Origin of the sequence: Nostoc sp. FACHB-892 (assembly GCF_014698795.1) — a bacterium.
Lineage (GTDB): Bacteria > Cyanobacteriota > Cyanobacteriia > Cyanobacteriales > Nostocaceae > Nostoc.
The window spans coordinates 1-15,848 of sequence record NZ_JACJTR010000050.1; the positions used below are offsets into that span (position 1 = coordinate 1).

The following is a 15,848-nucleotide window of genomic DNA, read 5'->3' on the forward strand; positions in this document are numbered from 1 at the left end:
ATTGGTTTGTTAACTGCCATTACTTTGAACAATTTAGTTCTCTCTAAAGGCTACGGGTGATAACTCTCCTACTGGCGCGATGAAAGTACTTTTGCCACTGAGGTTGCCACCGAATGAATTAACCGCTTCAACGGTTTTGATAAATCGAATCACGCCCAGCTTTTGCTGCCGCCTCAGCACTATAGTAAATCGGATAATCACCCAATACCGTGCCATCAGGGCTAACAATCCGAAACTGCCAACATTTACACGGGGTGTAAAATACGACTAAAACACGAGACTGAATACAGACAACTGAATGAATTTTAGCGATAGTCATGGTGCAGGTACTTGGCACTTGCTGAATATTAGTAAAGCAGGCATTCTCATAATGAGAATAGGTATAAATACGTTTTAAGTGAAACTAACTGAGCGAGCCTAGTTATAGATATTTTAAAAAACTTTTTAACATTAGCACTTTTTGCAACTAACTTAAGTATGAATAATAGTCTATCTTAAGTTAGTTTTTGTAAATATGTATAGCAACTAAGCTGTTGCTTGTAGCTGAAAATAGCTTTCCATAAAGAGAGTACCTAAATATCAGGGATCTAAGTACTCTTTATCTAAGCTAGGATTTAGGCACTGTAAAGACTAACCATAATGTTGCTGTAAATTCCGGCTTTTCAGGCGTGCCATATCTATCGCAGGTTTAAATAATTTGACGGGAGCAGATGCTGAGAAATGTTGTAGTCCAATCTCTAACAGTACTCGGCATTTTGAGAAATGCGGTATCAGGGTCAAGGTTTTGGTTAACATAGAATTTCTAGTTCCGAAGAAATAAACTATGCCCAAGACTTGGAATATTAAGATAGATAACCATTTTCAAGCCAACCCCAATTGCATCATCGCCACAGCCCATGTAGACAGCTTCCCAACAGACCTCCCCCTAGAACCGAATATTCGGGAAGCAAACCGCAAAAGCGCGACCTACAGACAAATCTTCGACTCGCTGACAACGGAACCCGAAAAATTCTTCTCTCGCCACAGCGGAATCGTTCTGTCAGCCAATAAAGTTAAGCCCAACAGAAATAAAACTGAACTCGAACTAGAGATTTTGGAAGCTAACGAGGGCGGTAGCGATGGGATTATCAACGGTGGGCATACAGTTTTAGCTTTTGAGCAAGCGAAAAATTACAAATATGACCTAACCGAAGCTAGGGTAAAAGTTACGATTCACATCGGACTAACTGAAGAATCAGCCAAAGATATAGCCCTAGCTTCAAATACTACAACCCCAGTAGATTCTCGCTCGAAAGTCAACGCCAGAGGTGATTACAAATTCATCAAGCAGTATTTAGCCCAGTTAGAGAGAGCAGAAGATAGAAAATTCCGCATCGCTTATTACCAGAATCAAAGTGGCGCTCCCAGAAACGCTCAGTGCAATGTCACCCATTTGCTCAAGCTGCTTTATTGCCTCGATAGAAATAAATACAACCCCGACGGCAATAAACGAACCAAACACCCAGTAGGAATGAGTCTTCCAAGTAACATCACAGATGCAGAAAGGGAACGGCTAACTGCTTTACTGCCTTTGCTAACTCATGCTTTGTGGATAGAGCAAAGACTCTATGAAATAATCCAAGACTATATTAGCAACCCCAGAAGAAAGGGTGCCAACGATTTAGCATCAATAGATATACGTAAAACTACGTTATTGCCGGACAGTAAATATTCTTTCGGGTTTGGTGCGCCAACCGACCTGGCACTACCGATAATTGCGTCCTATCGGGTATTTTTGGACAAGGACTATAAATGGATTCTGCCATTTAACGAATTTGCCGAAGATTTTCTCCAACATCTGTGGACTAACTATTTCCGCAAATATTTGGTGTCGGAGAAAACAGCAGGGAATACAGTCGGTACAAAAATCAGCCGCAATCAAGAGATTTGGGAAAGTTTGTATATCTCTGCACAAAGTTATCTCAATTCTTCTTTGGTGAAAATGGTTAACTCCAGTAAGTCAGAAGAACCGAAGGTGATACAAGGTGCAAACAAGAGGGGAAAAGGGAAAATGGGTGAACTCAAGGCGACTATTGTCCCTAAATAGTTTTTACCGAACAGGGTATGAGGTATAGGGGAAAGACTTTTAGCCCCTATATTTTACTAGACTTTTCCAGTTAAGTCAGGAACTCTCAAAATAGCTTGAGTAATGCCAACTAATTAATTTTCAACAACTTAAGTTTAGTTATGACCTAACATTGGGAATCAACTTAACCGGAACATGACTTTGGCTTGCTTCCCAAATCCTTTAGTAAAGGCATATTCAATCTCTGCGGCATCACAAATCTCTGTTAGTTTGGATTTCAGCCCAGGAAGTTCTCTAACCTCAATACAGATATTTACATATACATCTTTATTGGGGTTTAGACTAAAACTGGAGTTTAGACTAAACTTATTGTAGAAGTAGGGTAAGGGGTAAAGGGATGGAATTTCCCCAAACCCAGTAACCTTTACTATGCACCCCAATATTTTGGCATTTGTTACTTTTGCAAGATGTCTACTAAGCAATAAGAAACGACCCCGCAACGCTGAGTAGAAAATAAACGCTTGGTAAAGAATGAGACTCGTCCCGATTAATAGCGAGTGCAAATATAGACCGACCATTGATTTTTATGCAAGCAAATCGCAGTTGTGTTAGTATTCAGATGAATCTCGGTTCTAGTGGGGAACAGCCGCTAGAGGAAACGGGGAAAGTCCGGTGTAAATCCGGCGCTGTCCCGCAGCTGTAAACAAGGCTTGCCTTGGGAGTCAGAATGCCCGCCGAAGTTGACTTGTAAATTTTGTACATCTGCGAGGCACAGATAATTATTTTTATGAAGATTTATACAACTACTCAGTTTTACGTTCTCATAGTCCCACATATCAAGACGCTACAGATTACGACTTTCTATGAGAGGGTAAGGGGTTAATTTTCGGTACAAATTGTGTCTTGAAATCCAGCAATCGCTATAAGATACTCCCATAGGGAGTATCGCTTGTAAATAGTCACCGTGACAAAAAACGCTGTATTAACTAACAGGTAGAAGTTGTTTAAAACAGGTAGCAAATGGCGTGTATGACGTACATAGTCCTGTTTCACAATTGAACAAATACTTCCTCAATCACGCACAGAAATTGCTAAGTTACTAAATGAATACTTGAATTAATTATCATGTCGAAATTCTATCTTCACCGAACTGGGAAGATTCCTACTGCTATTCATCCCTCTGTCAAACAAACGGCTTTCCTCCAATATAAACACAAGCCCAGTCTACTTCAAGGGAAAATTATTCAAGATGTTCAAAACATTGCAATGTTGATGTATCGGATAATTTATATTGCAATTGCCTACCTCGGTCAGTTACGTCATAGCTGGTCTGATTGGGGACGAGCAGCAATAAGTAAATCGTTAGATCGGCTCAAATAGGTGTAAAGGAGCGTTCAAAAAAATGTCAACTTTATTATATTCTGTAATTGGTTTTCTTCTGCTTTTAGTAATTGGAATTGCGGCTTATTTCCTAACTGCCCGCAAGTATCAATCCTCATCCACAGTCGCCAATTCCTACGATCAATGGACTCTTGATGGCATCGTAGAGTTTTATTGGGGGGAACACATTCACCTCGGTCATTACGGTTCGCCACCGCGAAGTAAGGATTTTTTGGCTGCTAAATCTGACTTTGTACATGAAATGGTTAAATGGGGTGGAATAGAAAAATTACCTCCTGGTACTACTGTTTTAGATGTTGGTTGTGGGATTGGGGGTAGCAGCCGGATTTTAGCGCGAGACTATGGGTTTGCTGTCACAGGGATTACCATTAGTCCACAACAGGTTAACCGCGCCCAGGAGCTAACACCCCTTGGGCTAAATGCCCAGTTTGCGGTCGATGATGCGATGGCATTGTCGTTTCCAGATGCCAGTTTTGATGTGGTTTGGTCGATTGAAGCAGGCCCCCACATGCCAGATAAAACCGTTTTTGCTAGAGAATTAATCCGGGTGCTAAAGCCTGGTGGAGTGTTGCTTGTAGCGGACTGGAATCAGAAGGATGACCGCCAAAAGCCGCTAAATTTTTGGGAGAAACGAGTAATGCGGCAACTCCTCGATCAGTGGTCTCATCCAGCTTTTTCCAGCATTGAAGGCTTTTCCGAGCTTTTGGCAGGGACAGAATTAGTTGAAGGGGAGGTAATTACGGCAGACTGGACGCAAGAAACCCTTCCTTCTTGGTTCGATTCGATTTGGCAAGGAGTGGCTCGACCAGAGGGATTAGTGCGTTTTGGGCTGTCTGGTTTCATCAAGTCTGTGCGCGAGGTACCGACGCTTTTACTGATGCGTTTAGCGTTTGGTGCAGGGTTATGTCGATTTGGAATGTTCCGGGCTGTGCGGGCAAAGGGAAGCACAGAATTCATGGACAGAAACTTTGCTAGCCAAAATCCCTCAAGCTTGGTTAAGTAGCGATCGCAGCTATTTATGAATATTTGGATTTTAACTAAGTTTGGGGGTTTAAGTCCCCTACTTCTAGAGGCAGAAAGAATTGAAGCCTAGCTAAATCCCCGTCACAAAATGTAATTATGAATTATGAGTTATGAATTATCGAATTAAGGGATTTGTAGCAGTTCCAAACAAAGCTATGCGTCTGGCATTACAGGGTGTTGGTAATCGATTTGACTACTTTTATGAACGTCTTTGCCAACCCCAGGAATTCCGTCAAACGCGATTAGTATTGATTGGACAGGAGCTTGAACAGGTTCGCATTGAGCCATTGCTGCTATGGGAGGAAGTCAATGCGACCATCCAATAGTGTCTGGCAAGGAAATTTTGGCTACTGGCAAAATAGTTTTATTCATAATAATCTGCTGGTCATTGGTTACACAGCATGGAAAGGATTTCAGTCATTTGGACGGGGAGTTGTCTTATGTGATGTAGATACTCAAGTTACTCAGTCGACAATTACAAACTTTGATACAGTTCCCTTCACCCTCCAGTTTCTCCCCTGCGATTTAATTGGGTTTTACTTGCGATCACAATCACTTAACTCATCTATAATCTCATCCATTTTCCCAGCAGTTGCAACATACAATCCCCATCAAGATATTCTTCTGGTGCTAAAAGTTGAACCTCAGATTGAGGTTACTTTTTTACACCAATTAAAAATTACTCCACCCGATTGCTACGAACAAGTTTGCAAGCGTTGGTCAGAATTTCAACCAAGCTTAATGCCCTAATACTTACTTTATTCCTCAATTGGTAACAGTACAATAGTTAACGCACTGAAGTGCCGTTGAGCATTGAGATAAATGAATTCGCAAAATGAACTCCTAAAACAGCAGTTGATAGAAGCGATTTCTTGTCAGAATCTGCAAGAAATTCAAAAAATCCTAACCCTAGCACAATTAGAGGATGAGACAATAATCCTCAAAGAAGCTCTTGTGCAAGTAGAGGGGAGCAAATTTTGTTTGGTTCTTGCAAGAATACGTAGGTAAGGAAAGTTATCAACAAGCCGTAAAGGATGTATCAACAAGCATGATCCAAAAACTAGTTCAAGGAGGTTTCAAGCCAGGGGTTGATTTCAACTTACACCCAGATGGTAGGATGTTGGCATCAAAGGAGGCAAATGAATATTTAGAAAATTATCATTCTAAACAACTAGAAAATAGCCAAATTTCTGTTGTAGCCCATGCACTACCAGAGCCAATGCAGATGTTAGAAAAAGCTTTAGGTGTGCGATTTTTTGAGAATCTTGGGAGGGTGGCAGCTAAACGTTTAGCCACAATGGATGATGCGACAGCCAGTATTTATGGTCTATGGCTGATGCAAGGGATTAGTAGTCGTCATCCATTGCTGGAAAAAGATTTTTGTGACTGGTTCATGATTGAGATTTGTGGTGAGCGATTGTCAGCCTTAGCATCAGCCGAGATTCAAGGCTTGGAGTTTAATGGCTTAGTGGTATTTGAAGATTTGTTGATGGCACTGGGCAAAACAAATGTATCGATAGTGAAAGAGAGCGACCTAACTCTTGAAAATTTGCGGTTACTAGATAAAGTTTGGACGGGAGAAAATATGCGAGTGTTGGAATTAATTGCCATTTTGGAAAAAGATGGCGAACGAGATTTTTAATCAAGATGCGCTGGCTACGGCAATTGTGCGGATTCATGAAGTTAGCTGATTAATAAGTCCCGCACAAACACGGATTCATTCAATGCTACCTTTCAGTAAAACTGCATTATACAAGTTTTGAAGGTGCATTTATGGCTGATACTGCAATATTAGATAACCGTATAAATAAGCAAATAAAATCTGAGCCATTAGAAGCGACAGTAGCAGCAACAGAGGAAGAGTCAGTAATATTAGCCGAAAAGCTCACACAGGTGGCAATTCCTTTACAAGTATTGTTACAAGCGCTGAATATAGCAAAATACGATAAGGCAGCAGCTTTCCGCTATGCTGACAAATATCTAAACAATATCAAAAAGTCGAAATGGGTTATTATCAAAACGGCTTGAAATTTTTCGTTGAAACCCTCGGTTGGATATTTTCTCCTGATGTAAATTCTCAGTTTTGATTATTCCAAGGATTGAACTTATATTTAATTGGAGAATTTTGGAGTAATTTTTCAATTCCTAAACGGATTAGCTCTGGTGGAATCCCGTCTAATTTCAACTCGGTTTGGATAAACTCATCAATGGAACTGGCTTTCGTCTTCTCCAAAAGTGCCAACATCTGTTGAGCTTGGGTTGTTGGTGTGCAAGACTCCTTAGTTTCAGCTTGAGAGGTTTGCTTATTACTTGGTGCAGAGTCAATAAAGTTTTTAGTATCCCGGTCATAACCAGAGAAATTCTTTAACAGAGGCATTGGTATCCATTCATTGATGCCGCCGTAATAAACTGCTCGACCGACTGGTGATTGTGCAGCAATCTCCATTACTTGGGTTGAAGTAATCTTGCGATCGCTAGGAATTAACTGGGTGGCAATCATGGCGTTGTAAGCCGGGACATTATCAGGATGAACCAACGCCACTGAAGTTAATTGGGATCTTAGTCCGCCAGAAATACCCAAGTCATCAGTGTGAGGGTTCTGCACGACAATCCAGAAATGCCAACCAGAACTATCACCGCAAGAACAGTAAGAGATGATTTTGTCTTTGAGCCAACCAATCTCACCCTTGGTATTTTTAAATTTGGAACAGACAGCCGTTCCTTCATCCAAAATAATCAGCTTGGAGCCAGAGATATTTTGAAATTTGGTAAAGCATTCTTTGACCCATAAGACTGCTTCGACCGGAGACATTTCTAGGATTTTAGCCCGTTTAAAAGTATCAACACGACCTTTGAAATAACCGGTTTCTTTCTCGTCACCTTTGGGGTCAATATAAAAGATGTGTATGTCAGGATGCAGTCGCTTAATAGCATCGATTGCATTGCTAATGGTAATGCCTTTGCCAGAACCAGGGACACCAACCCACAGCATATTGGTAACTTTTTTAGCAATGTGAGCGATTAGGTCATACTGCACTTGGGGTTTAGTGGTGTAGGTAGAGATTTCGGTATTGACTGAAGGGGAAGAAGCAGGAGGCATGGGAGCAGGGGTCATGGGAGAAATTTCCCCTCCGATGGGAGCAAAGTGTCTCGTTTCCTCTTCAAACCTTGCTCCCACAGCATGATTTGGTAATTGAGCAAATCGAGCTTGTGGGATACCAAGATTTTGTGGTTGTATCGCCTCTTGAATAACTGTTACTTGTTGGTAGTTAACTCGCGGGTCAATTGTCACTTGCGCTAAATGCCCAGACAATTGCTCACGGGTGGGAAACTGCCCACGTAGCTGAATAAACCAATCAAGTAACCAACGGTAAGCGTAAAATCTTTTTCCTGGCTCAACGGCGCTCAAGTATTCACACACTAAATGAGATGATTGCTTGAGCATGGCAAACTCATACTTAGACATTGGCTCCAGATGCAGCATCAAGTCAGCCAGTTCATTTTTGTTCGCAAAGTATTCGTCCCTGGCAACACTATCTCCCATTGCCGAGAGGAATTCAAAAAAGCCACCACGTATAAAAGGGATTGGTGCAAATTGATGAGTATCGTTTAAGTCCTGAACAATTGACCATAGATAACCAACACCAGCTACGACTGCACCGATGGGAGCAAGTGGGGAAGTGGCATAACAAACAGCACCAGTGGCCGCCGTTGCTAAAGTAATGAACTTCGCCAGATTCATGCCATTACGCTCGTCCTTGGCGCGGACTAATAACTGATCCTGTCGTTCCTGTAACCAAGAGGCGGTATTCCCAGCTTCCAAATACTCAATGCTGGGGTAGTCGTCACGTAAAAGTGCCGTTTCTTTGGTTTCTAGCATTGGTATTTGTTGCTGCATGTGAATCCCTCTTACTTAGTTAATTTCCAAATGTTGTAACCAATCTCGCCTGCCATCATTGAGGCTACATTGTAAGCAAAACAAGCCAGGATTAAACCTGGGTTAGTGTAACGGAAAGGATTACGACCAACGAAGGTAGTAGTCAGATCCAAAACCCAGAAAAATAGTGCGATCGCTCCACCTGTATGACGTTCTTTCATGCCAGCAGCTTTATAATCACCCCACAATGCCACTGTCAGGTCGATATTGCCATTCGGTTTACTGCCGAGTGTGTATTGTTTTGATTCCTCAAACTCGTTCTTGGCCTGTTGTGGGTCTTTACCACGTAAGGTTCGGGCTTCCATCACTTGCACTAGTGCAGAGATGCCAAAACTAATCCAAAATAAGGGATTCAATAGGAGTTGCAACCAACCAAGCCAGCCAATCCATTCTTGCTCAAACCACGGGAGGATGGGTTTTCCCTGGAATAAAACTTGCCAGATGCTATCAGTAGAAAGGAGCGTACCAATCCAGAAACCAATTGCACCAACAAGCTTGTATCCGGGTGTGCCTGGGGTAACGAATTGGGCAATGATATGTGAAATAAAAATGACTGGCAGTGAGATTAATGCCACAATCCACCGAGCTAATAATTCTAGGTAGTCACTCCCTGCCTTTTTCGGCTCTTTTTGTGGTGATGATTCTGGTTTTGATTGTGAATTAGATTTGTTTGGAGTGAGATATTTCATAAATCAATTGAGGGAATCTTGGTACAGTGGCGAATTCTTACAAGCATTTTTAAATCGATATTTCCATTTCCATTGCCTTTGTTCAATACGCCCAATACAAAAACCCGTTGAGTCATATACAAAAACTGTCTCATCTTCTAAATAACCCGTAGTGTCAGGTCTAGGGTTACGTTTCTTCGAGTCTAGATAGTTCCTGATTCGTAACTTACTGAATGAGGGCGTAACTCCAAGAGAGTTAATTTTGTCGGCGGTTTCTGCCCTTTGCTCGGCTTTAATGCGTTCTAGTTCTTCAGACTCACGAATAGTAATGCCACTGTTGTAAGTTTTAAATTGGGCTGGCAGTTGCGATAACCAAGGACTTGCGATTAACCCCATGCCCAATAATCCCAACATCGCTTGCTTCTGGTATTTCATTGCCACTCACCCGGAATATTTTACGGTTGTTGCCCGTCGATAGTTTGTGTTGTCTGGGGTGGTGGTGCATTAATAACACGAACATAAACAGACAGCCCAATGCAAACTAGAAAAAAAATGACTGAGAATCCGAAAATATTCTCCTTGAAGAACTTGCGCCATTTTAAGCTGGAGATTGGAATTTCTCGCTCAACAAAGAGCGTGTCAAATTTTTCAGATCCTGAATTGTCGCAGGTCGTGTAGACTTTTTTTCTGATGTCGGCACTCCCAATTCGTCTAAAAATGCTTTCGGGTCAAAACCAACAGTTGCAGCAGTAGTGAGGGTTTGAACTTGTTGCTTAATCTCATCCCCAGTCTTTAACCCGTACTCTTGGGTAATTTGTTGCCTGATTTCGGGATTTTTGGCCAACTGATAAATAAACGCTATTTCATCAAAACCTTGCTCTGTGCGTCGTTGTAATGAACGAGCATCAAGTTCACTCGTGATTTCATCGAACAATTCTTGCTCAAACTCATGAACTGCCAGCGCTTGAGCAACAGTCTTGCCTGCCACAATGTCCAAGAATGCCTTAAACGTTTCCCGGCTGACTCCAGCAAGATGTAATTGTTCACTCACACTTTCTATGGCTTGAGTCTGTATATTCGCCAAATTGCTCCCACTTTCTAACAGCTTTGATTGGTCGATAGTTGTTTGCGCTAAACTGAACAGCTTTTCCAAGCGATCGCAAATGTCAATGCTAAATTCTTTTGCGTCATCTTCTACATTAAGGTTAATATCTGGGTCGGACTTAGCCAACTCCTGTAAACCAGCAATAATTTTAACAGGAGCATATTTTTCACCCAGTAATTCAAACAAATCTTGACGGCTAAATTTATCTATTATTTCAGACATTTTGTAATTCTCCTGTCGATGGTTGTGTAAATCTGATTTGTTCAGCTTCAAACTCTTTAATGGTGTATTCCGACTTATTGGCTTCCACAATCGACTTTGCTATTTCAACCTTGTTTGTGCCTTGATCTAAATCTCCAAACACTTCGCCAATCCTGCCTAGTACCCATACTTGATATGGACGAATCAATGGCGCTCTTAACCTTTTTTCTTGTGCTATCTTCTGCATTTGGATTCGTGACAATTTATACTGAGGGATTGTTTCAGCCACTTCTGTCCAACGCTCCCATGTCCGATAGCAAATATCCAAAACTCGCAACATTTTGGCATTAGTCATCGGTAAAACCAAAGGATTCAACCCAGAATTAGTGGTCTTTCGGCTAAAAAGTTGTTCTCTCCATGCTTGGTTCATCAATAAATAGTCAATAGGTAGTCAAGAGTGTAAAAAACATAGTCAATACCCGTGTCAATTCCGTATGATTTTGATGTCATATTCTCTATTAATTGATAGTGAATTAACTGTGATTGACCTTCTTTTTTATAATAAAAAACCGCTCTTGGCGGTTCAATAGGATTTTGATAGATTGAGAAGTTGTTTTATTTGGAGTAATTTTGCAGTTGGGAGTACTTTGGGGAAAATTTTTTGACGTTCTCCATCTCCCTAAGTAAAACTATGACTACCCATTCTGGAACTTGCTTTTTATATAGCCAGCAAGAAATAGTTTTTGTTGTCGGTGGTGTATAACCTGTTCCTTCATACCATTTATGAATTAAAGGCTCAATTAACCTAGTTGCTGTTGAAACAAATTCATATTCCCCAAATTCGACTGTATAGCCAGCTGCCTTTACCATTTCCTGAGCTATCTGTTGCAATTTATTCTGGGGAGACTTCGCCATTTTTTCTACCTCCCTAATTAATCTTTTTCATCATTGCTGCCAGGGTTTTTTCTCTTCATTGCTATGAACATTGCTATGAACAAGGTACTTTTACCTTACTCTCTTTTACCATACTATACCGTAATCCAATTTGCATCTATAACGTCAAGTGCCGTACTATCAAAAAACTAGTTCTCCCTTAGATATGCCAAAGCCAGAATTTATATGCCGAAACCAGGATTTAAAACTATTACCGTCCCGGACTGGATTATTGAAGAAATCAAGAAACAACCTGACTATAAAGGAAATCAAGCTGCTACACTCGCACAACTGATCCAGGATGCTGTGAAGGCTCGTAGCCGAGAATTAGAGAGTCCCCGATTAATTAAGAGTCGAATACTTAATCATTTGCCACGTTGGAATCGGAACGAATCTTGGGAATTAGCATTAACTATTTTAGAGTGGTTACATGAAAACGAACCAACTGCTGATTGAATTCTCAGTAACACATAGAGGTTTGAATGATTCTATTGCTACGTGAGCGTGCTACCCCGGAGCAACTTGAACAAATGCTGCGTTCTCACAAGTTCTACATTAAAACCGCAGTTGATATCGAGCGTCGGGTGCTGGTTGGTGGTGGAGGTCTACACGCTGATTGTGAAGAAAAATTGCTAGATGACGGCAGTAGACAACAAAATATTTGGGCTGCCAGTTTTATGCCAATAACTGGAAAAATCATTTATGAATCAATGGTTAATCTTCGTCCCCGGCAAAACCGTTCAATGGAACTTTTAGACCCTAATATTAGAGAAAGGGTTGCTCAACTGATTAACGAGTTTCTAGGAAATTTATGATCGAAGTGACACCAAAGCAACAAATTTTTATGCAAGATGATGTGACTACACGTTTACATCGTCTAGCTACACACTTGTCACAAATTCAATCTTTGTGGACTCAAGGCTCATCAGAGGATGTAATACTGGCTTTGATTGATGAAAGCAGATACTTTGTTGAGTGGACTGTGCCAGACATGGTAAAGGCAGATGATATTGACCGAGCCTGTGAGTTAGTTGATTTAGTTCGTCTTCTGACTCGTTGGCTATTCCATTGGGACAATATTTGGACTGATGCTGAACAAAAGCAATCTGCATCTGCTCAAATTTCATATTGGTTACAGCGAGTTTTGGAAATATCACGTACAGAACCAGAATCAATGAGCGCCTGAACTCTATGAAGTCTGACATTGTTTGACTAGCACCGAACGCAAGTACTGCCGACAAGCTGCTTCTCCCCTATAAATCAGAATCCGCAATGCCTGTACTTCCTGGATCGGAGAAATACAAATCTCAGCGATGGCTGGAATTAAATTCTGTTGCTTCTGCACATAATCTTGATGCTGCTGCTCCAACTCTTGAATCTTAGAGTTTAGCTGTTGTATTTGCCGTAATGCTTGGGTCAGAGACGATTCTTTCTTTTGAGAGCGATTATCCAAAGTGAATGTCATTTTCTTGCTCCTCTAAATTTAGATGGTTCATTCTCAGCTAAAAGTCTGCCGAACTCGTAAATCGTTACAGTTGGTTTTGGTTCCGGCTCCAGTTTTGGTTTTGGCTCTATTACAAGTTCTGGACTACCTAACCCAACTGCATTTTTGACTTCTTGCTCCATGACTTGATTCTCCTTATTGATTAAATTGCTCCACGTCATCAATTGCGTTCACTATTTCCCCTAAAACATTAAACGCATCATTTAACACCACATCATTTGATGTAGAAAAGTACTCGGACGACTGAAGCCTGCGATAATCCTTACTGCTCCCCACAAGCTGCAACGTATATTGACACCCTTGCAATATAGTTCGGATCTCTGCTGTGGTTAATCTGATTTCCATCGTTGTTTATCTCTCTAAAACTTGTCTTGACGAATACTGAGGCTTGCTCCGACTAAAGAACTGCCCAAGAATGCGGAAAAACTTACCAGCATTGCACCCAAGCAGATACTTTTTTGCTGCTCCCAACCAGAGATGATTATGTTAGAGTCAGCATTTGTTTCGATAATCTCCATTCCCCAGCAGCCCATCGCCCCTACTCCTAAAAACCCAGTCAAGAGCAGAGAGACAATTGCAGTTGTTTCTATGATGCGGTCAACGAGAATCTTGAGATTGAATCTTTTTCTAGTACGACGGCGAAGAACCAACTTACTCTTGTGATCTAATTGAGATTGATAAACAACTTGTTTGTGATTAGTCATTTGGATTCCTCCAATTGAACATAAAAACCAGCACCTGTATTCGTAATCTTTACCTTTCTTTGATTGACCAAGGTTTGAATAACTGACAAACTGAAGTTAATATGACACAATCGAGCGCTACCCCCACAAAGATGAAGGTATTGTATACATAGTGAGGAATTGTCAGTAGGAGTAGGATGAGTGGATTTTCTGGGCATAATCTTGGCTATGACTCTATGATCTGTAAATGATGTGAATTGAAAAAAAATCCTTGACCAAGTGGCATATCTGGGAAATGAACACAAACCATTCCATGTGCTGAATACTGAATTACTACCCTAACCTTGGGTCTTGTTCTCCCAGTGCTTTAATGACTTTGACAACTGAATTAATTGCTGGAAGATTAGCCATTTTTTATCTATTTTTCATGTTTCAGAGCAATCGCAGGCTGATGATTAAATGCGATTGCACTGAAGCGTTTTAATTTTTGACCAAAGGCTGTTGAATTAAAGCCAACACAATGTTAGGAGTTAAAGGACTCCAGCGAGGTTGGCAAAATTGTTGTCCATTCCAGTTAAATTGAACTAGTGAAAAGCTTTCTGGTTTTTTATCTTTTCTGTTGTGATAGGGATAATGCTCAATAAACACGTAGCTCATATTACGTGAGAAAAATTCTTGGGCATATTTTTCCCAAATTAAAGTGGCTACATTTTCAACAGAGTTGGTAATACTCGTACCCGTAGATTCTTCATCCAAATCTGAGCAGATGATAATATTTGGTATAGAAAACGCCCGATAAATTCGCAATCGACATTTACTATCCCAGTAGTTTGGATTACTTTGCTGTAATTTGCGTCCTGCTCCTTTCCAGGTGAAAATACTGTCAAGTACTAAGCTAGGTGAATCAAGGTTAATGTTGGTGGTTTGAGTAGTCATGGTTTAATTATTCTCCCTTGTAAAATTAATCAAGCTCAGGCAGTCTCGCCAAATGTTCAAGAACTACACGACGCTGTTTAATAGTGAAGTATTTTTTTTGTTGAAACCAACCAGATAGTTTGACTAAGAAATCATCGCTACTCAACAGTCCATGCTCAACGTAAAAACCAATAGTCTCTACTAATTGCTGATTTGTCTTTTGCTCATAGCTCTGGTAATTAACCCTCTCAAAGTATTCTTGTTTAAGTGCCATATCTATTGCTAAGTCTGCCATTTCACCCATGATTATCTCCTGGTTTAAAATTAATGATGTACACTCATTTCAGGCATTTGTGCTTGCACTACCTCCATCCATGCTTGAATTGCTTCTATCTCAGAAATACCTCGTAATACAGCATCGATTACGTGTTTTTGATAAGAATTAGCAGCATGATTCGGATGTCCAAACTTATTACCAGCCCAAGCCAAACACATGGTTTTCACTAATTCGTCAATCTCAACAGAATCAAGCTCACTTGGACTGGTAACATTTCGAGAATGCAGCCATTCTTTGACTAAATCGAGTGGATAATTTAAAACTGTGCGAACTTCTTTGACTCGCAAATCTTTTGGGTTGATTGATGGTGGAGTTACAGCTTGTTTTGTTGGCTGAATCCTGTATTGTTGATTCTCTTTGCGAGGTCTAATATTATTCTGCACTTGTTCAGTCTTTTTAGGAGTAGCTGCACCTTCAGCATCATCATCTTCATCTGCTGTTACCGATAAAATTGCACACACAGCATAACGACGCGCGTAGGTTAAGGCTGCACCCAATTTCTGGGAATCACTAATCTCAGGCAAGGGATAGGTGCTGGTGATACTCTCCCCAGATTCATGAAAAATATGAGTCCGTAGTACGGTTTTACCTTCAAAGATTTCGGTGGTTTGAATTATTACTAAGCCATGTTTACCCAATGCAGGAGTGACAGCATCCAATACAGCATCTAGGGTCGCATATTTACGTTTATAGTGAGGATTAGTACCGTCTTTTTGAATGGGGTTAAACTCTGCCTTTGCTTTGATTAAAGCTTTGATTAATTCTTGCATTAGTCAAATCCAAACTCTTACCAATCATTTTCGTTGACATCACCAGAGACTTTTTTGCTAGATTTAGCTTTATTTATCTGAAACTCTGAGGCTTTTAGCACAGGCATTGCCGCTTGTTTTACCGAAGCTTTGGCTTGATGATAGAGGAATTGGGTTATTCCATCCGCGTCTTCTCCATCTTCGACTTGTGCCCAAAGTGAGCAGCCTAGTTCCAGTGATTCGTAGTCGCCAAGATTAAATTTCCTAGAGTAGCTAACAGAGACAGTTGTGAATTTCATTTTGTTTGGGTTTACTAAGTTTTGGTTG

24 protein-coding genes, 1 pseudogene and 1 riboswitch are annotated in these 15,848 nt (G+C 40.8%); of the genes and pseudogenes, 11 read left to right on the plus strand and 14 right to left on the minus strand.

Features of this window, described 5'->3' with window-relative positions; all coding sequences use genetic code 11:
- Window positions 1–127: 127 nt before the first annotated feature.
- Entirely contained in the window at window positions 128–319 is a 192-nt protein-coding gene (locus tag H6G96_RS33995; RefSeq protein WP_190917923.1) for a hypothetical protein, read from the minus strand.
- A 504-nt stretch (window positions 320–823) separates the two neighbouring features.
- Between H6G96_RS33995 and H6G96_RS34000 the strand changes: the two genes are divergently transcribed.
- From H6G96_RS34000 to H6G96_RS34035, 8 genes and pseudogenes are all read left to right on the plus strand, one after another.
- Entirely contained in the window at window positions 824–2,086 is a 1,263-nt protein-coding gene (locus H6G96_RS34000) for an AIPR family protein (protein WP_190917925.1), read from the plus strand.
- Between the two features lie 589 nt (window positions 2,087–2,675).
- A riboswitch (cobalamin riboswitch) is annotated at window positions 2,676–2,819 on the plus strand.
- A 371-nt stretch (window positions 2,820–3,190) separates the two neighbouring features.
- Window positions 3,191–3,445 carry a hypothetical protein gene (locus H6G96_RS34005; protein ID WP_190917927.1) on the plus strand — a complete coding sequence of 85 codons (255 nt, stop codon included), beginning with the start codon at window positions 3,191–3,193 and terminating at the stop codon, window positions 3,443–3,445.
- A gap of 22 nt (window positions 3,446–3,467) precedes the next feature.
- Entirely contained in the window at window positions 3,468–4,469 is a 1,002-nt protein-coding gene (locus tag H6G96_RS34010; RefSeq protein WP_190917929.1) for a methyltransferase domain-containing protein, read from the plus strand.
- 136 nt (window positions 4,470–4,605) lie between these two features.
- Window positions 4,606–4,815, plus strand: a pseudogene (locus H6G96_RS34015) (GTP-binding protein); the annotation flags it as partial.
- On the plus strand, window positions 4,799–5,239 hold the full coding sequence (locus H6G96_RS34020) for a hypothetical protein (RefSeq protein WP_190917933.1): 441 nt from the start codon (window positions 4,799–4,801) through the stop codon (window positions 5,237–5,239). The pseudogene H6G96_RS34015 and the gene H6G96_RS34020, both read left to right, overlap by 17 nt.
- A gap of 72 nt (window positions 5,240–5,311) precedes the next feature.
- Window positions 5,312–5,497, plus strand: a complete 186-nt coding sequence (locus tag H6G96_RS34025; RefSeq protein WP_152591683.1) for a hypothetical protein — start codon at window positions 5,312–5,314, stop codon at window positions 5,495–5,497.
- Between the two features lie 40 nt (window positions 5,498–5,537).
- Window positions 5,538–6,131 carry a hypothetical protein gene (locus H6G96_RS34030; RefSeq protein WP_190917935.1) on the plus strand — a complete coding sequence of 198 codons (594 nt, stop codon included), beginning with the start codon at window positions 5,538–5,540 and terminating at the stop codon, window positions 6,129–6,131.
- 131 nt (window positions 6,132–6,262) lie between these two features.
- The gene (locus H6G96_RS34035; protein WP_190917937.1) at window positions 6,263–6,517 is read left to right on the plus strand and encodes a hypothetical protein; all 255 of its coding nucleotides are present in this window, start codon (window positions 6,263–6,265) and stop codon (window positions 6,515–6,517) included.
- Window positions 6,518–6,566: 49 nt separating this feature from the next.
- On the opposite strand, the gene H6G96_RS34040 is transcribed toward H6G96_RS34035, so the two are convergent.
- The 6 genes from H6G96_RS34040 to H6G96_RS34065 form a co-directional block, all read right to left on the minus strand.
- The gene (locus H6G96_RS34040; RefSeq protein ID WP_190917939.1) at window positions 6,567–8,387 is read right to left on the minus strand and encodes a hypothetical protein; all 1,821 of its coding nucleotides are present in this window, start codon (window positions 8,385–8,387) and stop codon (window positions 6,567–6,569) included.
- Window positions 8,388–8,398: 11 nt separating this feature from the next.
- Window positions 8,399–9,115, minus strand: coding sequence for a hypothetical protein (locus H6G96_RS34045; RefSeq protein ID WP_190917941.1), 717 nt, complete (start codon window positions 9,113–9,115; stop codon window positions 8,399–8,401).
- A 3-nt stretch (window positions 9,116–9,118) separates the two neighbouring features.
- Window positions 9,119–9,529, minus strand: a complete 411-nt coding sequence (locus H6G96_RS34050; RefSeq protein ID WP_190917943.1) for a hypothetical protein — start codon at window positions 9,527–9,529, stop codon at window positions 9,119–9,121.
- Window positions 9,530–9,692: 163 nt separating this feature from the next.
- The gene (locus H6G96_RS34055) at window positions 9,693–10,421 is read right to left on the minus strand and encodes a hypothetical protein (RefSeq protein WP_190917945.1); all 729 of its coding nucleotides are present in this window, start codon (window positions 10,419–10,421) and stop codon (window positions 9,693–9,695) included.
- Complete coding sequence (locus tag H6G96_RS34060; protein ID WP_190917947.1) at window positions 10,414–10,830, minus strand: hypothetical protein; 417 nt, start codon at window positions 10,828–10,830, stop codon at window positions 10,414–10,416. Before H6G96_RS34060 ends, H6G96_RS34055 begins: the two co-directional genes overlap by 8 nt.
- 185 nt (window positions 10,831–11,015) lie before the next feature.
- Entirely contained in the window at window positions 11,016–11,315 is a 300-nt protein-coding gene (locus tag H6G96_RS34065; RefSeq protein WP_190917950.1) for a hypothetical protein, read from the minus strand.
- Window positions 11,316–11,519: 204 nt separating this feature from the next.
- On the opposite strand from H6G96_RS34065, the gene H6G96_RS34070 reads away from it, so the two are divergent.
- The 3 genes from H6G96_RS34070 to H6G96_RS34080 are packed head-to-tail and all read left to right on the plus strand — an operon-like array spanning window position 11,520 to window position 12,519.
- Window positions 11,520–11,789 carry a hypothetical protein gene (locus tag H6G96_RS34070; protein WP_190917952.1) on the plus strand — a complete coding sequence of 90 codons (270 nt, stop codon included), beginning with the start codon at window positions 11,520–11,522 and terminating at the stop codon, window positions 11,787–11,789.
- A 26-nt stretch (window positions 11,790–11,815) separates the two neighbouring features.
- Entirely contained in the window at window positions 11,816–12,148 is a 333-nt protein-coding gene (locus H6G96_RS34075) for a DUF5674 family protein (protein ID WP_190917954.1), read from the plus strand.
- Window positions 12,145–12,519, plus strand: coding sequence for a hypothetical protein (locus H6G96_RS34080; RefSeq protein ID WP_190917956.1), 375 nt, complete (start codon window positions 12,145–12,147; stop codon window positions 12,517–12,519). The genes H6G96_RS34075 and H6G96_RS34080 overlap by 4 nt, the downstream gene beginning before the upstream one ends.
- A 3-nt stretch (window positions 12,520–12,522) precedes the next feature.
- Here the strand turns inward: H6G96_RS34080 and H6G96_RS34085 are convergent, their stop codons facing one another.
- The 7 genes from H6G96_RS34085 to H6G96_RS34115 all read right to left on the minus strand — a co-directional run bounded on the left by H6G96_RS34085 (window position 12,523) and on the right by H6G96_RS34115 (window position 15,820).
- Window positions 12,523–12,798 (minus strand): hypothetical protein, encoded by a 276-nt coding sequence (locus H6G96_RS34085; protein WP_190917958.1) that lies wholly within the window; start codon window positions 12,796–12,798, stop codon window positions 12,523–12,525.
- A complete protein-coding gene (locus H6G96_RS34090; protein ID WP_190917962.1) occupies window positions 12,795–12,959 on the minus strand; it encodes a hypothetical protein in 165 nt (54 codons plus the stop codon). Before H6G96_RS34090 ends, H6G96_RS34085 begins: the two co-directional genes overlap by 4 nt.
- 237 nt (window positions 12,960–13,196) lie before the next feature.
- Complete coding sequence (locus H6G96_RS34095; protein ID WP_190917965.1) at window positions 13,197–13,541, minus strand: hypothetical protein; 345 nt, start codon at window positions 13,539–13,541, stop codon at window positions 13,197–13,199.
- A 459-nt stretch (window positions 13,542–14,000) separates the two neighbouring features.
- Entirely contained in the window at window positions 14,001–14,456 is a 456-nt protein-coding gene (locus tag H6G96_RS34100) for a hypothetical protein (protein WP_190917967.1), read from the minus strand.
- Between the two features lie 25 nt (window positions 14,457–14,481).
- Window positions 14,482–14,739, minus strand: a complete 258-nt coding sequence (locus H6G96_RS34105) for a hypothetical protein (protein ID WP_190917970.1) — start codon at window positions 14,737–14,739, stop codon at window positions 14,482–14,484.
- A gap of 20 nt (window positions 14,740–14,759) precedes the next feature.
- Window positions 14,760–15,542, minus strand: a complete 783-nt coding sequence (locus H6G96_RS34110) for an ERF family protein (protein WP_190917974.1) — start codon at window positions 15,540–15,542, stop codon at window positions 14,760–14,762.
- A 17-nt stretch (window positions 15,543–15,559) separates the two neighbouring features.
- Window positions 15,560–15,820 carry a hypothetical protein gene (locus H6G96_RS34115; protein ID WP_094346768.1) on the minus strand — a complete coding sequence of 87 codons (261 nt, stop codon included), beginning with the start codon at window positions 15,818–15,820 and terminating at the stop codon, window positions 15,560–15,562.
- Between the last annotated feature and the right edge of the window lie 28 nt (window positions 15,821–15,848).

Excerpts from the sequence above, each read along its gene's own strand:
- H6G96_RS33995 (WP_190917923.1), bottom strand. The coding sequence starts at position 319 with ATGACTATCGCTAAAATTCATTCAGTTGTCTGTATTCAGTCTCGTGTT.
- H6G96_RS34000 (WP_190917925.1), top strand. The coding sequence starts at position 824 with ATGCCCAAGACTTGGAATATTAAGATAGATAACCATTTTCAAGCCAAC.
- H6G96_RS34005 (WP_190917927.1), top strand. The coding sequence starts at position 3,191 with ATGTCGAAATTCTATCTTCACCGAACTGGGAAGATTCCTACTGCTATT.
- H6G96_RS34010 (WP_190917929.1), top strand. The coding sequence starts at position 3,468 with ATGTCAACTTTATTATATTCTGTAATTGGTTTTCTTCTGCTTTTAGTA.
- H6G96_RS34020 (WP_190917933.1), top strand. The coding sequence starts at position 4,799 with ATGCGACCATCCAATAGTGTCTGGCAAGGAAATTTTGGCTACTGGCAA.
- H6G96_RS34025 (WP_152591683.1), top strand. The coding sequence starts at position 5,312 with ATGAATTCGCAAAATGAACTCCTAAAACAGCAGTTGATAGAAGCGATT.
- H6G96_RS34030 (WP_190917935.1), top strand. The coding sequence starts at position 5,538 with ATGATCCAAAAACTAGTTCAAGGAGGTTTCAAGCCAGGGGTTGATTTC.
- H6G96_RS34035 (WP_190917937.1), top strand. The coding sequence starts at position 6,263 with ATGGCTGATACTGCAATATTAGATAACCGTATAAATAAGCAAATAAAA.
- H6G96_RS34040 (WP_190917939.1), bottom strand. The coding sequence starts at position 8,387 with ATGCAGCAACAAATACCAATGCTAGAAACCAAAGAAACGGCACTTTTA.
- H6G96_RS34045 (WP_190917941.1), bottom strand. The coding sequence starts at position 9,115 with ATGAAATATCTCACTCCAAACAAATCTAATTCACAATCAAAACCAGAA.
- H6G96_RS34050 (WP_190917943.1), bottom strand. The coding sequence starts at position 9,529 with ATGAAATACCAGAAGCAAGCGATGTTGGGATTATTGGGCATGGGGTTA.
- H6G96_RS34055 (WP_190917945.1), bottom strand. The coding sequence starts at position 10,421 with ATGTCTGAAATAATAGATAAATTTAGCCGTCAAGATTTGTTTGAATTA.
- H6G96_RS34060 (WP_190917947.1), bottom strand. The coding sequence starts at position 10,830 with ATGAACCAAGCATGGAGAGAACAACTTTTTAGCCGAAAGACCACTAAT.
- H6G96_RS34065 (WP_190917950.1), bottom strand. The coding sequence starts at position 11,315 with ATGGCGAAGTCTCCCCAGAATAAATTGCAACAGATAGCTCAGGAAATG.
- H6G96_RS34070 (WP_190917952.1), top strand. The coding sequence starts at position 11,520 with ATGCCGAAACCAGGATTTAAAACTATTACCGTCCCGGACTGGATTATT.
- H6G96_RS34075 (WP_190917954.1), top strand. The coding sequence starts at position 11,816 with ATGATTCTATTGCTACGTGAGCGTGCTACCCCGGAGCAACTTGAACAA.
- H6G96_RS34080 (WP_190917956.1), top strand. The coding sequence starts at position 12,145 with ATGATCGAAGTGACACCAAAGCAACAAATTTTTATGCAAGATGATGTG.
- H6G96_RS34085 (WP_190917958.1), bottom strand. The coding sequence starts at position 12,798 with ATGACATTCACTTTGGATAATCGCTCTCAAAAGAAAGAATCGTCTCTG.
- H6G96_RS34090 (WP_190917962.1), bottom strand. The coding sequence starts at position 12,959 with ATGGAGCAAGAAGTCAAAAATGCAGTTGGGTTAGGTAGTCCAGAACTT.
- H6G96_RS34095 (WP_190917965.1), bottom strand. The coding sequence starts at position 13,541 with ATGACTAATCACAAACAAGTTGTTTATCAATCTCAATTAGATCACAAG.
- H6G96_RS34100 (WP_190917967.1), bottom strand. The coding sequence starts at position 14,456 with ATGACTACTCAAACCACCAACATTAACCTTGATTCACCTAGCTTAGTA.
- H6G96_RS34105 (WP_190917970.1), bottom strand. The coding sequence starts at position 14,739 with ATGGGTGAAATGGCAGACTTAGCAATAGATATGGCACTTAAACAAGAA.
- H6G96_RS34110 (WP_190917974.1), bottom strand. The coding sequence starts at position 15,542 with ATGCAAGAATTAATCAAAGCTTTAATCAAAGCAAAGGCAGAGTTTAAC.
- H6G96_RS34115 (WP_094346768.1), bottom strand. The coding sequence starts at position 15,820 with ATGAAATTCACAACTGTCTCTGTTAGCTACTCTAGGAAATTTAATCTT.